Origin of the sequence: Kiloniella sp., assembly GCF_965205715.1 — a bacterium.
Taxonomy (GTDB): domain Bacteria; phylum Pseudomonadota; class Alphaproteobacteria; order Kiloniellales; family Kiloniellaceae; genus Kiloniella.
The window spans coordinates 64,034-78,677 of record NZ_CBDBHW010000006.1; the positions used below are offsets into that span (position 1 = coordinate 64,034).

General features: G+C 44.2%; 13 protein-coding genes and 1 pseudogene. 6 read left to right on the forward strand and 8 right to left on the reverse strand.

Going from position 1 to position 14,644, the window contains the following annotated elements; genetic code table 11:
* Positions 1 to 10: 10 nt before the first annotated feature.
* Positions 11 to 664, forward strand: coding sequence for a glutathione S-transferase family protein (locus ACOGW3_RS04810; protein ID WP_419901935.1), 654 nt, complete (start codon positions 11 to 13; stop codon positions 662 to 664).
* An 89-nt stretch (positions 665 to 753) separates the two neighbouring features.
* Here the strand turns inward: ACOGW3_RS04810 and xsc are convergent, their stop codons facing one another.
* Positions 754 to 2,529, reverse strand: coding sequence for a sulfoacetaldehyde acetyltransferase (xsc, locus tag ACOGW3_RS04815; protein ID WP_419901936.1), 1,776 nt, complete (start codon positions 2,527 to 2,529; stop codon positions 754 to 756).
* Between the two features lie 419 nt (positions 2,530 to 2,948).
* The gene (locus ACOGW3_RS04820; RefSeq protein ID WP_419901937.1) at positions 2,949 to 4,331 is read right to left on the reverse strand and encodes an aspartate aminotransferase family protein; all 1,383 of its coding nucleotides are present in this window, start codon (positions 4,329 to 4,331) and stop codon (positions 2,949 to 2,951) included.
* Between the two features lie 502 nt (positions 4,332 to 4,833).
* Between ACOGW3_RS04820 and ACOGW3_RS04825 the strand changes: the two genes are divergently transcribed.
* Positions 4,834 to 5,211: a hypothetical protein gene (locus ACOGW3_RS04825; RefSeq protein ID WP_419901938.1), complete on the forward strand. Its 378-nt coding sequence runs from the start codon at positions 4,834 to 4,836 to the stop codon at positions 5,209 to 5,211.
* A 104-nt stretch (positions 5,212 to 5,315) separates the two neighbouring features.
* Here the strand turns inward: ACOGW3_RS04825 and ACOGW3_RS04830 are convergent, their stop codons facing one another.
* The 5 genes from ACOGW3_RS04830 to ACOGW3_RS04850 all read right to left on the reverse strand — a co-directional run bounded on the left by ACOGW3_RS04830 (position 5,316) and on the right by ACOGW3_RS04850 (position 9,832).
* Positions 5,316 to 6,119, reverse strand: a complete 804-nt coding sequence (locus ACOGW3_RS04830; protein ID WP_419901939.1) for an ABC transporter permease — start codon at positions 6,117 to 6,119, stop codon at positions 5,316 to 5,318.
* An 82-nt stretch (positions 6,120 to 6,201) separates the two neighbouring features.
* On the reverse strand, positions 6,202 to 6,636 hold the full coding sequence (gene tnpA / locus ACOGW3_RS04835) for an IS200/IS605 family transposase (protein WP_419901154.1): 435 nt from the start codon (positions 6,634 to 6,636) through the stop codon (positions 6,202 to 6,204).
* Between the two features lie 183 nt (positions 6,637 to 6,819).
* Positions 6,820 to 7,869: an ABC transporter permease gene (locus ACOGW3_RS04840; RefSeq protein ID WP_419901940.1), complete on the reverse strand. Its 1,050-nt coding sequence runs from the start codon at positions 7,867 to 7,869 to the stop codon at positions 6,820 to 6,822.
* On the reverse strand, positions 7,862 to 8,953 hold the full coding sequence (locus tag ACOGW3_RS04845) for an ABC transporter ATP-binding protein (RefSeq protein ID WP_419901941.1): 1,092 nt from the start codon (positions 8,951 to 8,953) through the stop codon (positions 7,862 to 7,864). Before ACOGW3_RS04845 ends, ACOGW3_RS04840 begins: the two co-directional genes overlap by 8 nt.
* A gap of 114 nt (positions 8,954 to 9,067) precedes the next feature.
* Positions 9,068 to 9,832, reverse strand: a complete 765-nt coding sequence (locus tag ACOGW3_RS04850) for an extracellular solute-binding protein (RefSeq protein ID WP_419901942.1) — start codon at positions 9,830 to 9,832, stop codon at positions 9,068 to 9,070.
* Positions 9,833 to 9,960: 128 nt separating this feature from the next.
* Here ACOGW3_RS04850 and ACOGW3_RS04855 point away from each other — a divergent pair, with 128 nt between their 5' ends.
* The 4 genes and pseudogenes from ACOGW3_RS04855 to ACOGW3_RS04870 all read left to right on the forward strand — a co-directional run.
* Complete coding sequence (locus ACOGW3_RS04855) at positions 9,961 to 10,350, forward strand: hypothetical protein (protein ID WP_419901943.1); 390 nt, start codon at positions 9,961 to 9,963, stop codon at positions 10,348 to 10,350.
* Positions 10,351 to 10,473: 123 nt separating this feature from the next.
* The gene (gene istA / locus ACOGW3_RS04860; RefSeq protein WP_419901087.1) at positions 10,474 to 11,982 is read left to right on the forward strand and encodes an IS21 family transposase; all 1,509 of its coding nucleotides are present in this window, start codon (positions 10,474 to 10,476) and stop codon (positions 11,980 to 11,982) included.
* Positions 11,979 to 12,791 (forward strand): IS21-like element helper ATPase IstB, encoded by an 813-nt coding sequence (istB, locus tag ACOGW3_RS04865; protein ID WP_419901088.1) that lies wholly within the window; start codon positions 11,979 to 11,981, stop codon positions 12,789 to 12,791. Before istA ends, istB begins: the two co-directional genes overlap by 4 nt.
* A gap of 74 nt (positions 12,792 to 12,865) precedes the next feature.
* Positions 12,866 to 13,774, forward strand: a pseudogene (locus ACOGW3_RS04870) (ISL3 family transposase); the annotation flags it as partial.
* A gap of 2 nt (positions 13,775 to 13,776) precedes the next feature.
* Here ACOGW3_RS04870 and ACOGW3_RS04875 read toward each other — a convergent pair.
* The gene (locus ACOGW3_RS04875; protein WP_419901944.1) at positions 13,777 to 14,151 is read right to left on the reverse strand and encodes a twin-arginine translocation signal domain-containing protein; all 375 of its coding nucleotides are present in this window, start codon (positions 14,149 to 14,151) and stop codon (positions 13,777 to 13,779) included.
* Positions 14,152 to 14,644 lie beyond the last annotated feature (493 nt).

A 14,644-nucleotide genomic window follows, 5' to 3' on the forward strand; every position in this document is an offset into this window, starting at 1 on the left:
GGATTTTCTCATGGACAGAATGCACCTCATAATTGGCAATAAAAATTACTCCTCCTGGTCCTTGCGACCTTGGCTTGCCATGAAAGTTGCAGGTCTTGATTTTGAGGAAACCATAATCCCCCTCTTCCAAGACGGCACAAAAGCTAAGCTGTTATCTGCCTCACCTATGGGTACGGTTCCAGTTCTTCAAGACCAGGATCTGACCATTAGTGATTCTCTGGCAATTCTTGAGTACCTTAACGAGAAGCACCCAGAAGCGAACCTTATGCCAGCATCTCTCAATGAACGTGCGAAGCTTCGCTCTATTTGCAGTGAGATGCATTCTGGTTTCTTTGCCCTCAGGGGCGCAATGCCAATGAATACAAGAAAAAAGACTGCTATAGAACTAACAGAGGACGTTCTTCGCGATATAAAACGGATTAAATCCATTTGGCTGAATTGCCTCATGGATACTGCTGCTGAAGAACCATACCTCTTTGGACATTTCACCATTGCGGATGCCATGTTTGCACCTGTTGTAAGTCGTTTTAAAACTTACGGAATAGAGTTAGATCCAGTCTGTGCAAAATATGCGGACAAAATTCTGAACCTACCAGCTATGAAAGAATGGTACGAAGCGGGATCAGAAGAACCTTGGATCATTCAGGCATCTGAAATCGAATAATTTACCAAAGTCGGTTACATACAAAAAAAGGCTGCTCAAGTTGAGCAGCCTTTTCTTTTAACACTGAAAGCTATCAATAGCCTTGGAACTTACAGTCCCTTTTGAGGCTTCATATCAGCAGCATTTATACCAGCAACTTCCACAGGCTTTGTCATGGCATCACGACGGAAAGGCTCACCAAGTTCCTGGTTAAGAATAACCTCGATGAAGGTTGTCACCCCGTCTGCCTGAGCAGCTGTTGCCTCTTTCAGAGTTGCAGTAAGTTCAGCTTGAGACTTAACAGTCACCCCTTTAAGACCACAACCTTCAGCAACTTTAGCGTAGCTCAAATGCGGATCAAGTTCTGTTCCAACGAAATTGTTGTCATACCAAAGAGTGGTGTTACGTTTTTCAGCACCCCACTGGTAGTTACGGAAAATAACCATCGTAATCGCCGGCCATTCATCACGGCCAACAGAGGTCATTTCGTTCATACTGATACCAAAGGCACCATCACCGGCAAAACCAACAACAGGCACATCCGGGCAACCAATTTTTGCACCAATAATGGATGGGAAACCGTATCCACAAGGACCGAACAGACCCGGAGCAAGATACTTACGCCCCTGCTCAAAAGTTGGATAAGCGTTACCAATGGCGCAGTTGTTACCAATATCACTGGAAATAATAGCTTCTTGTGGCAAGCCTTCTTGAATAGCACGCCACGCCATACGGGGGGACATACGATCCGCATCACGTGTACGAGAATCTGCATTCCAAGTTGTACCGGGATCATCGTCTTCATGATCCATGGAACTAAGCGTCTGAAGCCAGGAAGATTTTGTGTGATGAATAAGCGCTTTACGCTCTTCACGGCCCGCATCACCTGCAGTCGGGCTCAATTGTGACAAAATCTGTTGCGCGACTTGCTTTGCGTCTCCACAAATACCAACAGTGACTTTCTTGGTAAGACCAATACGATCTGAGTTGATATCAACCTGAATAATATCCGCATCTTTTGGCCAGTAATCAATGCCATAGCCAGGCAGTGTAGAAAACGGGTTGAGGCGCGTTCCAAGGGCGAGAACAACATCCGCCTTGGCAATAAGTTCCATTGCAGCTTTAGAGCCATTATATCCCAAAGGTCCAGCAGCAAGCGGATGGCTGCCTGGGAAACTATCATTATGCTGATAACCACTACACACTGGTGAGTCCAGGCGTTCGGCCAGGGCCTGACAATCTGGAATAGCGCCACCGATAACGACACCAGCACCGGATAGGATTACAGGGAATTTGGCATTGGAAAGCAACTCAGCAGCTTTAGAGATAGCAGTTGCGCCGCCAGAGGGAAGCTCGATATCTACCATTTGTGGCAGCTCAATATCGATAACCTGTGTCCACATATCACGCGGCACGTTGATTTGTGCAGGCGCAGAACCGCGGATAGCCTTTTGAATAACCCGGTTAAGAACTTCCGCCATACGTGATGGATCACGCACTTCTTCCTGATAGCAAACCATGTCCTTAAACAAGGCCATCTGCTCAACTTCCTGGAAACCACCCTGACCAATAGTTTTATTGGCAGCCTGAGGCGTTACCAAAAGCATCGGTGTATGGTTCCAGTAAGCGGTTTTTACAGGTGTTACAAAACCTGTGATACCAGGGCCGTTTTGCGCAATACACATAGCGACCTTGCCTGTAGTCCGCGTATAGCCATCACAAATCATCCCACCGTTGGTTTCGTGGGCAACATCCCAGAACTGAATTCCCGCTTTCGGGAATAAGTCAGAAATAGGCATAAAAGCAGAGCCGATAATTCCAAACCCATGTTCGATACCATGCATTTGCAGAACTTTTACGAAGGCTTCTTCTGTCGTCATTTTCATTTTAGCAATTCCTTATTTCAAAAATTGTTCTCTGCTTTCAGAGAAAATTCTTAAACGCCCTTATTAAAATTCGGGCTCAATTCCAGTTACTCTCTAATTCGGCTTTTGCTTTTAAAGCTCTGCCCGTAAACCCAAGCACATATACCCGAGCATCGGACAGAGCGTGTGCTCGTCCTGTGACTAGAAAAGCAACAAATCACCTTGTCTCATAGGTCCAGATAAATTGATCAATGAGACCAGATATTTTCCACGGATTCACAAACAGATTTTTCACAAACTGTGGCCTATTAAATTGCCCCGTTAACCCTATGATAATAGCTATTTCCAAGTGTGAATCGAAAAAAATGGGTCTGATCACTTTTGATCAGACCCACTAGTCACAGGAAGGTATTCGTCGGTCCTGCATTAAAATTTAGTATTTAGGCACAGACTTTACTCAAAGCATTATCTATTGCCGTAACAATCTCATCCAACTCTACCTTACTACATATCAAAGCCGGGCTGAGACAAAGCGTGTTATTAAACTCTTTAAAGCTTCGGTTGGTAGCACCAATGATCACCCCTTGGGCCATGCAATCAGCAACAACGGCCTGGGTAACACTTTCATGAACGGGCTCTTTCGTTTCCCGGTCTACGACCAACTCTAAGCCACAGAAAAGGCCCTTGCCACGTACATCACCAACAACCGAGTGCTTTTCTTTAAGCTCATAAAGGCGATCCATAAGGTACTCGCCCATACAGGTAACATTATCCAGTAAGTTCTCGTCTTCAATGATACGAATATTTTCAAGCGCGGCCGCAGGCCCCGCTGTACATCCGCCAAATGTAGAGATATCGCGGAAGAAACTCATAGGATCAGAAGGATCACTCTTAAAATGATCGAACACTTCTTCTGTCGTGACCGTACAAGAAATAGCGGCATAACCAGAAGCCACGCCTTTGGCCATGGTTACGATATCCGGTTTAATCCCGTAATGTTGGTACCCAAACCATTTACCCGTACGGCCAAGCCCACAAACCACTTCATCAATATGGAGTAAAATATCGTACTTTTTACAAATTTCCTGAACTTTTTCCCAATATCCTTCAGGCGGCGTAATGACCCCACCACCAGCAGTGATTGGCTCAAGCACTAATGCACCAACGGTGTCTGGCCCCTCACGAAGAATGACCTCCTCAATTGCAAGAGCAGCTTTAACGCCGTAATCGGCACCTTCGCCATATTGAGAACGATATTCACAGCAGTGTGGAACCTCAACAAATCCAGGGGTAAAGGGACCATACTGATCTTTACGCTGTAACTGCCCCGTAGAGCTCAATGCCGTGATTGTGGTGCCGTGATAATCGCGATCCCGATAGAGAATTTTATGTTTTTTGCCACCATATTTATTATGCGCAATCTGGCGCACAATCTTATAGGCTTTTTCATTCGCTTCTGAGCCAGAGTTGGAATAATAAACCCGGCTCATGCCTGGCATTTTATCAATCAGACTCTTTGCAAAATTCGCCCCAGGTATAGACCCTGCTGAATTGGCAAAATAGTTTAGCTTAACCAGTTGTTCGCGTACCGCATCAGCAATTGTCTCACGACCATAACCAACGTTAACTGTCCAAACACCACCGGACACAGCATCAAGATACTTTTTACCCTTGGCATCCCATACATTCATGCCCTTACCTTCGATAATAACCATTGGATCAACGGTCTCATATCGTTTGTGTTGGCTAATGTGGTGCCACACATGGGCGCGGTCATTTTCGATGACTTCACTAAAGTCGTTTGTATGTTCTGTTAATGTCATGATTCACTTCCAACACTACAGGTCCTGACATCCCAATATTTTAACTGGTAGTACAAACCTGGGCCATTTCACTGATGTTACTTGAAGGAAAGTGTCACACGGGTTTTCAGAAAACGAATAGTTCCAGTTCAGGCAAATTGATGAACCCACTTTAGGTCCAACAACTTTAACTCTCTCAATACATAAACGACCAAACCCTAAGGATTGCATCGTTTAATTTACCAACAGCGTTTAAAGCCATTCCTCATCGTCATAGGAAAATGAAGATGTTAACAAACCACAATAGATAATTTGGTGAGTCCAGTTTTTACACTCCGTGGTCGCGAACCAGCTTACGTGATATGATTGTATTTCTAATACCCATATATCTTTCGATGTATGTCAGAGACTTCTTTTTGATAGAGTTCAAGAAAACGAAAATCTGTTTACGAATAATCATATCGTCCAAAGTGAAATTTATATAAGCCGCAAGCTGGACGATCGACTACAGAGGACGGGCCCAATGATGCCAACCACAGTACACAGTATCTCGAAATATACAGTTCAAATCCTCAATACAAAATCAACTCCAGAAAATCCAAAAGCCCAAATAATAATCAGACTTCTAAATGCTAAAGACGACGATTGTGGATTTGCTGTTTTCAAAGATTATGGTGATAACAACGCTCAAAATCCTCACGGAGATCATAAAAAAGGTACCGCTACGGCCTATTTCGATATTCAATATTACCAATCTTTTATTGATGTTTTGCGCTTGGAAAAAGAACTGTACTGGAAAATTGCCTGGAAACAGACCGGGCCAAACAAAACCGTTTCTGATATTTCTCTAGATACTAAAGAAGAGATCATCGGCGACCACTTTGGCAACGGAGGAGCTTAAGCTCCTCCTATCTAAAATAAGAATATTCAAACAAACAACAAAAGGCGGCGGTAGAGAAATCTCTACCGCCGCCTTTATTATTAAAACAACTATCTGATAGTCAGCTAAACTGGTGCCATTGCTTTATCTGCAGCATGGGCTGCCCGTTTAGCTGCCTCTGCCGCAAGTTCATCTTTTCGGACTTCTCTCCGGCGATAGATTTCATGGAAGGTTACACCCACCAAAGTAATCCCAACAATAACAACAGCCAAAGCACTAAGAGAAGGATCTGTTCCCAGTCGGGCCTTACTTGCCAATGCTGTGGTTAGGGTTTTTCCCTCTGTCATGGTAAAGACAGTCGTGTTGTAGTTTTCAAAACTTGTCAGAAAAGCCAATACAGCTGCAGAGCCGATTGCTGGCTTTAAAAACGGTAACATTATTTTCTTGAAAACTTGAACATTTGTTGCGCCTAAATCCAAAGCAGCTTCTTCTAATGTTCGATCAAACCTTTGTAATCGAGACAAGAAAATCAACATGCAATAGGCCGAAACAAAGGTGGATTGACCAACAATTGTTAGAAAGTAAGGATTATAATAAAACGCATCAAAGTCTTGCCCTTGAATTGTTCCAACCTTGTCCCAAAAAACCAATGTCGATATACCAATAATAACACCTGGCGTTAAAAGAGGAGACACAACAATGGTATAGTAAATTGGTTGCACTTTCCTATGGACTTGCGACATCAGAAGAGCTGCTGCTAATCCAATAGGCACAGACAAACAAATTACACCCAAGCCAACTAATAGGGAATTTTGAAGGCCTTCAAGGATTGTCTTATCATTCGCCAATACGGTAAACCATTCAAGCGTCCCCTCCTCAAAGGGAATAGCTGTTGGAAACTTTGGCGTATTAAATGCGGTAGTACCCATTAAAGTTAAATGACCCCCGGCAAAGCCGGGGGCTTAAGCGGGTGAGCCCCTTAAAGGGGCAAATTGGGAACCGCTAAAGCGGTTATGGATTGAATATATCCATTTGGTCAAAGTACTTATCACGCTCTTCTTGCGTTCTGATATACTCCCTCACCATCTGTTCATCGAGCCCTACAGTTGAGACGAAATATCCACGGGCCCAAAAATTTTCACCCTTGAAATTCCGTGCTTTATTTTTGAATTTTCGAGCTATGGCAATCGCGCTTTTTCCTTTTAGGTATCCAACGACTTTTGAAACAGCATGTTTGGGCGGTATGCTGATACACATGTGAATGTGATCCGGCATCAAATGGCCCTCCTCAATCTTACTTTCGCGATGCCCGGCCAGTTCATGGAAAATTTCACCAAGATACTGACGTAGGTTGCCATAGATAACTTTTTGCCTGCGTTTAGGGATGAAAACCACGTGGTATTTACAATCCCATCTCGTATGTGCAAGGCTTTTGTAATCTCTCATCGGCTAATTCCTTTGTTATTTTGGTCAATAAACAAAGAAATGTAAGACCGTGGGAACGGTCAAACCATTGAGAGTCCCCCGGCATAGCCGGGGGTTTACCGGATTAAATTAACGGACCAAACAGGTACAAAAAGAACATCGCAATATAAAATCGCACCAAATATTTTTGAATAAGATCAGAAGTCATTTAGCTAACTCCCCTAAATTAACCTTGAAGTACTTCATGACCGTGAGAACAAACACAATACACGATAGCAAAAACAAGAATGCGTACGCAGAACCACGGGTCCAATCCCCAAGATTAAACCAGTTCGTTATAATTTGCGTAAACCAAAGGCTACTTGGCCCACCTAAGATTTGAGGCGCAGCCAATGCACCAGCTGTAAGCATGAAGACCATTGTACAGCCAGATGCGATCCCTGGCTTAGCATAAGGCATTACAACCCGGTAATGTATACGTGACCATGAAGATCCAAGGTCTCGCGCGGCTTCGATCTGATTATGATCCAGGCTTTCAATTGCATTATAAATCGGGAAGATCATCAGCAGAATATAAGCATAACTTAAACCTGCATACATCGCGATATCGGCTTTGATAAAGTCAAATGGCTCATCAATTATACCAATGCCTATCAAGACAGAGTTAATCACGCCACTTGAACCAAACAAAATTCTGAACGCAAAGGCTCTAAGAATTTCATTCACCCAAAAAGGTAGTACCAAGCAAATTAAAAGTAACCGAACAGTGCCACCTTTAGCAGTTTGAGCCATGTAATAAGCAATAGGATAACAGAGCACAAAGGCAAGCAATGTAATACAAACTGACGCGATAATCGTTCTGAGGAAAACTTTTAGATGCAGTACATTAAAAAGGCTTTCATCACTACCACTACCAAATATGACATACCCATAGTTATTCAGAGTATAGGGCGTAAGTGAATAATCGTAATTCACATCGGCTGCTACTGTGCCGTCATGGAAAGAAAGCTCAACCATAAAGAACTGTGGAGCAACAATCATCACGACAACCCACAGGGAAACAGCAATGACTATATATGTTGAGACGACGATACCATTTCGCTCAATAAATTTGACTTGTTTTAGGTAATCCCACGTATGGGAAATTCCTCTTTGAGTTGGTGCGAGTACTAATAATGACGAGAGGACAGCTAAAAAAAATGTCAAAAAGATAGCGAAATATGGGAGGTCCAAATTTTGCAATTGATCACTCATCAGCAAGATCTCCTTCCGGAAGTACAATCGCTCGATCAACGTCAAAGCTAATCTTTGTGGTTTCCCCCACTTTCAAGTTTGATCCTGTGCCATCATTGCTGATCGAAAGAGCAATCTTTTTCGCAGTTTCACCTTCGAGATGGATATGGATCGAATGTCCTTCGAATTCTTCAGAGAGTATTGTGCTCTCAATTACATTTTCAGAAGGAGTATCACTGCTCACTAGAGAAAGAGCTTCGGGTCTAACAAAAAGAATAGCTGAATCGCCCTCAACTAGGCCTTGTGTATTCCGACCTCTGAGCAAACCAAATTTATTCTGAATTTGAGCATATTTGTCATCCGCTTTAACAACCTTACCAAAGAAGGGGTTATTTTCCCCAACAAAAGAAGCCACAAAAGCAGTTTCAGGCTCGTTATAAATCGTACTTCCGTCACCGACTTGTTCGATAAGGCCTGCCGACATAACGGCAATTCGGTCAGACATCGTCAAGGCTTCGCCCTGATCGTGTGTAATATAAATGAACGTAATACCAACACGCTGTTGGATGTTACGAAGCTCGCTACGCATATGCTGTCGCAACTTCAAATCAAGGGCAGATAATGGCTCATCAAGGAGCAACACTTCTGGCTCAACAGCGAGCGCTCTCGCAATCGCAACACGCTGCTTCTGCCCTCCTGAAAGCTCGGAGACCATTTTATCACCCTGCCCAGACAGAGCAATCAGATCCAACAACTCCTCGGCACGACGGCGGCGTTCAACGTACTTAACACCTTCGACTTCAAGTCCAAATGCAATGTTATCGGCGACAGACATCAAAGGAAAAAGCGCAAGGTTTTGGAAAATCAATGCGGTCGGCCTTTTATTCGGTCCGATCCCCTGCATATCATTCCCATTGATGCGCACGGTCCCTTCTGTAGGCTCATTAAAGCCCGATACAGCACGCAGTATTGTAGTTTTCCCGCAACCAGATGGTCCAAGAAAGCTAAAAAATTCACCTTTTTTTATCGACAAATTTACATCATCGACAGCAGTGAAATCTCCAAAACGAATTGTCACATGTTCTAAATCTACACCTGAGCTCATGACGACCCCACGACCACTCTCTCGGGCATACGAAACTACCCGCTTGTTTTTATTTAAGGAAGAAGAGGAGCACAGACGAAAATCTGTGCTCCCATAATCGGTATCAACTACAAATTATGCAGCGACAAATTTATCCCGGAACTCGGTACGAAGCTGGGCGTACCAAGTTGGCTCTGCAGGCCAAGCAAAGAGATTATCCAAAGCATCACCAGGATAAGCTTCTGCAAAGTTCTTCTTGGACGCATCTGAAAGATGAGCATCAGCACCAATCACCGCAGAGTTATATCCAGTCAAGTTAGCAGTCAAACCACCATTTTCTGGACGGAAGGAGAACTCAAGGAAGGCATAGATCTGATCAATATTCTTAGCACCTTTTGGCATTGCAAGACCATCAACCCAAGCCAGAGCACCTTCTTTTGGAGCCTGATATTGAACAGGATTGCCTTCACCTTTAAGGGCCAAGATTGGACCATCCCAAGTTTGTCCCATAATCACATCTTCTTGCATCAGACCATTTTTCTGGCCATCGGCATCGTTCCAGAATTTTTTCACATTGGCTTTGCGGTCGATACAGAATTTGGTAATTTTTGACCAAACATCCTTCATATCTTCTTCGCTTTTGTAAGCACGCTTTACATCACCTGGAGCAAGTTCACCAATGGTTTCCATATAAAGACCTGCACCCAGCATCATAGAATGCGGGCGACCCATCATTGTATTTTCGCCACCGTCTTTCCAAAGGTCGCCATAACTTGGAACGCCACCTTCTGGTGTCCATTTATCAGTACGCCAAGCAACAGCTTCTGTACCCCAAAGCTGCGGAAGCCAATGCGATCCCTTACCACCAAAGTTCCAGTCAGTTTCACCGACTTTAGCCATCGCAGCATTAACACGATCAATTTTGACTTTATTGGCTCTTCTCCGCTTTGTTGAGTAGAAAAAGATGCCGACCGCCAAGTAACCTGTTGATATGTATGGTTTCTGATAACTTTACATAGAGCAGGTATATGACAATCAACATCTCGCAGCATATTTTAGGCCTCAAAGGGCAACGTGTAAATGAAATTAAACTGGATGACGGCGGTGTTAAGATTGTCATTCACTGCAGCCGAGACGCGCGTAGGAGGGCTATAGACCCTGCTACAGGCCAGAAGGGAAGCATCAACCAGCATGTCCGCCGACAAGTAAACGACATCCCCCTTTTTGGGTATCCTTGTGTGGTCGAGATTGAGCTGGCGCAGGTTTATATTAACAAGGGCGAACGCCGCATTGAGGGGTGTGATTTTGTTGATAAAGGGTGCCGTTTCACTCACCGATTTTGCCGACTGATCAGTGGATTATGTTCAGCGACAATAACCTTGGCCGGTTGCGACAACCACCTTGGCCGGTGGATCTGATCATTAAAAAGGGCGTGCCCGTTTGATAATCAGATCCACCGGCCAAGGCTTAATTTGGTGTTAGTTACAAGCTGCTGTGAGTTGATAAATTAGGAACCTCTAGATGTAATTGGAGGAACCTGTTTGCCGTATAAATTTATCACAGATGAACAACTGAGACTTTACATGACAGATAGAAAAACTCATGGTCAACGAACCGCCGCTGCCCGCGCAGGGTTTAGCGAACGCACGGCCCGCCGATTTGACGTTGATGCGACTTTACCGTCACAACGCAATATAAAGCGAGGGCGAACAGTTTCTGATCCGCTTGAAGATATCTGGGATAAGGACATCCTTCCCATTTTGGATAAAGACAACTCGGTCAAACCCATTACTTTGTTGCGCCACATACAGAGCCTCTATCCGCTCCGTTTTCCCGATGACCGTGTCAAGCGCACGTTAGAGCGCCGAGTTCGGGGATGGCGGGCTCTGAATGGCCCTGAAAAGGATATCATTTTCAGGCAAACACCTGAGCCGGGTTACATGGGCCAATCAGATTTCACGGATGCAGCCGACTTAAGTATTACCATTGCAGGAGATCCTTTGGTGCATCGGCTCTATCATTTTGTTCTGGTATATAGCCGATGGGAACATGTTGGGGTCGTACTTGGCGGTGAGAGTTTTACAGCCCTTGCGGAGAACTTACAAAATGCGCTTTGGTCCTTGGGGGGCGCTCCTGAAAACCACCGGACCGACAGCCTGTCTGCGGCCTTTCGGAATTTGAGCGTTGAGGAAAAGGAGGACATTACCAAACGTTATTCTGCTTTTGTTGAGCACTACGGTATGGAGGCCAGTCGAAATAACAGAGGGGAATCACACGAGAACGGTGCCATTGAATCTCACCACGGTCACCTTAAGACTGCGATAAAGCAGGCCCTGATTTTGCGTGGCAGTAATGACTTTGACACTTTGGATGAGTATCGGCGATTTTTGGACGAGCTGATTGCTAGACGGAACAAACATCGTGACCAAGATATCCAAACAGAGTTGAAATCTCTCAAGGCGTTACCTCCTCGGCGAACAACAGATTACACTGAAGTCGTGTCGAGAGTTACCAAAACAAGTGGTTTTTTAGTTAAGCAGGTTTTTTATAGCGCCCCTTCTCGCCTAATTGGTCAACGCTTGCGTGTCCATATTTACGATAACCGGATAGAAGCCTATCTAGGCAGCACTCATGTCGTCAGCCATTCTCGTGAGCGGGGGCACGGCAAAGGCCCCCGCATTCATGTTATCAATTATCATCACGTCATTCATGCTCTCAAACGTAAACCTCAGGCACTCGCCAATTCTATTTATCGTGACAGTATTTTTCCAAGAACCGAGTACTCCCTGGCCTGGACATTGTTTCAGAAAAAGTTGTCCCGCAGAGATGCGTGTCGTCAGATGGTTGGGATACTTTTCCTTGCGCACGAAGAGGCTTGTGAGGCCGAAGTCGCGCACCTGATTTCGAGAGAAATCAATGCAGGAAGGCTACCTTGCGCAAAAAAACTTAAGCTGAATATCACAAAAAAGAACACGGATTTACCTCCTGATATTCCCGTGGTTCAACCTTCATTATCAGTCTTTGATACTCTGTTGGAGGATCGGGCATGACAAACATTGAAGTGGATCAGCACAAGCTGCCTCTTATGCTAACTGACTTACGATTACCCAGCTTTCACAAACACTGGCAAGATATCGCAATCCAATCCGACAAGGAGGGCTGGTCAGCAGCCAGGTTCCTTGCCGTTTTGGCCGAATATGAATTGGCCGAAAGGGACACGCGACGCATTCAACGCCATCTCAACGCATCAAACCTGCTGGGCGGAAAAACTCTGGCCACTTTTAACTTCAAGCGGCTGCCTAACGTGAAAAAGGCGCAGGTCGAAGCCTTGTCTGCCGGTGACTGGATTGACGCAAGAGCAAATCTGATTGCCATTGGAAATTCAGGGGGAGGAAAAACTCATCTCCTATGCGCCGTAGGTTATGCTCTTATAGAGGCTGGATACCGTGTGCTCTATACGCAAACCAGTGATCTGGTGCAAAAACTCCAGGCTGCCAGACGTGAACTTATGCTCGAAAACGCCCTCGCAAAACTCGATAAATTTGATCTCATCATTCTCGATGATATTACCTATGCACAAAGGGATATATCTGAAACATCCGTGCTCTTTGAATTGATCGCCAGACGATATGAGTACCGAAGTATTGCAATTGCTGCCAATCAACCTTTTAGCGGATGGGACAATATTTTTCAAGATAAGGCCATGACCGTTGCAGCAATCGATCGTCTTGTTCACCACTCAACCATTCTTGAGATGAATATCGACAGCTACAGACAATGGGAAGCCGCCCAAAATCTCAAAAAAATGTTGCGGAAAACCACAAACAAAAAGGTGAAAAATATGCCTGAAGCATCGTAAATAAACGTCAGATCACAGCCGCATCAAAAGCGGCCAAGGTGGTTGACGCAACCGGACAAAGTGGTTGACGCTCTACAGGATTATGTCGGCATATGTCTATTCAAGCGGTTTCCAGACATTTGGATATACGATGGGAAACGGTCAAGAATATCGACAGGGCATACCTTATTGAAACTCTCCCTACGCTTGATCCTGCAGAGCTAACTGGCTTGGAATATATTGGTGTAGATGAAGTTGCCCGGGCGAAAGGTCATGACTACATGACGGTGGTCTACGATATGGTTGGCGGTCATCTGATCTGGGTTGAAGCAGGCCGAACTGCCGAGGTTTTTTCAAGGTTTTTGAAACAACTGCAACCAGATACAGCCTGCAAAATAAAGGCCGTAGCGATGGATATGGGGCCTGCCTACCAAAAGGCTGTCAGAGAGTCATTGCCGTTGGCCGACATAGTATTTGACCGTTTCCACGTCATGAAAAACTACAGCAAAGCTATCCATAATCAGCGTCGACTTGAGTTCAGAAAGGCCGATCCAAGTGGTAAAGAGTTGATGAAAGGGACACATTATCTGTTGCTCAAAAATGCGGATAAGTTGAGTGAAAAACAAAGTGACAAGCTGCAAAGGTTGCTGGAGAGCAATAGCAACCTGAATGCACTTTACGTCTTGAAAGAACAGCTTCAGCTGCTGTGGAGTGCCGCTTCATTTGAGGCGATGGCGGAGCAACTGGAACGTTGGTGCCTGATAGCAGATCAGTCACAGATGCTCTATCTAAAAAAGTTCGCGAAATCCCTACGGAAACATTGTGTGGGCATCTGCAACTACGCCAAACACAAGCTCACAAGCGCCAGGATAGAGGCTGGTAATGTCAGTATAGGAATGATCCGTAAGCGAGCCAGAGGCATCAAGGATACCGAATACTTCAAACTCAAAATTAGACAATCATCCATTCCAGATAATCAATCTATGCTCTATTTGAAATCCTAAATCTACTCAACAAAGCGGAGAAGTGCCACTTTATTCATGTCAAATGCTTGCAGAAGGTTAAGGGGCTCCCACTGCTGAGCACGCATATTCGTTGGCGAAATAATATCAAAGCCACGACCACGTGTTGCGCGAAGTTTATTAATAATTTCTTCGTTAGAACCAATACCTGTATGATTGATTGTAATACCAGTTTCTTTTTTAAACGCTTCTTTAAACTCTTCCGGTAAGTAATCAGACCACATCATGACGTTAAGTTCGCCAGAAGATGAAAGTGCATTCTTGATAAATGCTGGTGCTGCCAAAGTTGATGCACCTGCAATCGCGGCACCTTTAAGAACTTTACGACGGCTTACATTTGTTTTTTTGAGTAGTGTCATATTAATTCTCCCAAAATCCTGCACCTGTTCAATGCGGAGTGTCCCTGTTCACAGTCCAATTCGTAGTTAATCCACAAATTTGGCTGTTTTTGATTTTTACTTGATATTTCTTTGACGATTTTTAAGACAAGTTGACCGAAACACCTCCCTGACTTGAAATAACGATTAACACTGATGATATCAAAACACTTAAACGATCAGTTGCATTTACATATTGTGTAAATCGAAATGGATTCTTCCCAGCAAAACCATTCCTAAGTTAGTTATCTTCGGAAGACTTACCCTAGAGACAAGAACACTTTATCCACCCAAGGATTCATCCTTCTTTTGAGCTCAATTAAACTTCAAGTATTTATCAAGATAATCTCGATAAAAATTGCCATTACCAAAAGTTATTTATGAAACTCATTAAAACCAAAATACATCATTTTAATACAATATGCTAACCCATTTAATATTCAGAGTTATCCCAACTTGATACTCAGGTTAAAAT

What these genes read in the sequence shown, in the direction of transcription:
- ACOGW3_RS04830 (WP_419901939.1), bottom strand. Translation starts at nt 6,119, where the DNA reads ATGGGTACTACCGCATTTAATACGCCAAAGTTTCCAACAGCTATTCCC.
- ACOGW3_RS04840 (WP_419901940.1), bottom strand. Translation starts at nt 7,869, where the DNA reads ATGAGTGATCAATTGCAAAATTTGGACCTCCCATATTTCGCTATCTTT.
- ACOGW3_RS04825 (WP_419901938.1), top strand. Translation starts at nt 4,834, where the DNA reads ATGATGCCAACCACAGTACACAGTATCTCGAAATATACAGTTCAAATC.
- ACOGW3_RS04855 (WP_419901943.1), top strand. Translation starts at nt 9,961, where the DNA reads ATGACAATCAACATCTCGCAGCATATTTTAGGCCTCAAAGGGCAACGT.
- tnpA (WP_419901154.1), bottom strand. Translation starts at nt 6,636, where the DNA reads ATGAGAGATTACAAAAGCCTTGCACATACGAGATGGGATTGTAAATAC.
- ACOGW3_RS04850 (WP_419901942.1), bottom strand. Translation starts at nt 9,832, where the DNA reads ATGGCTAAAGTCGGTGAAACTGACTGGAACTTTGGTGGTAAGGGATCG.
- istB (WP_419901088.1), top strand. Translation starts at nt 11,979, where the DNA reads ATGACAAACATTGAAGTGGATCAGCACAAGCTGCCTCTTATGCTAACT.
- ACOGW3_RS04820 (WP_419901937.1), bottom strand. Translation starts at nt 4,331, where the DNA reads ATGACATTAACAGAACATACAAACGACTTTAGTGAAGTCATCGAAAAT.
- ACOGW3_RS04875 (WP_419901944.1), bottom strand. Translation starts at nt 14,151, where the DNA reads ATGACACTACTCAAAAAAACAAATGTAAGCCGTCGTAAAGTTCTTAAA.
- ACOGW3_RS04845 (WP_419901941.1), bottom strand. Translation starts at nt 8,953, where the DNA reads ATGAGCTCAGGTGTAGATTTAGAACATGTGACAATTCGTTTTGGAGAT.
- ACOGW3_RS04810 (WP_419901935.1), top strand. Translation starts at nt 11, where the DNA reads ATGGACAGAATGCACCTCATAATTGGCAATAAAAATTACTCCTCCTGG.
- xsc (WP_419901936.1), bottom strand. Translation starts at nt 2,529, where the DNA reads ATGAAAATGACGACAGAAGAAGCCTTCGTAAAAGTTCTGCAAATGCAT.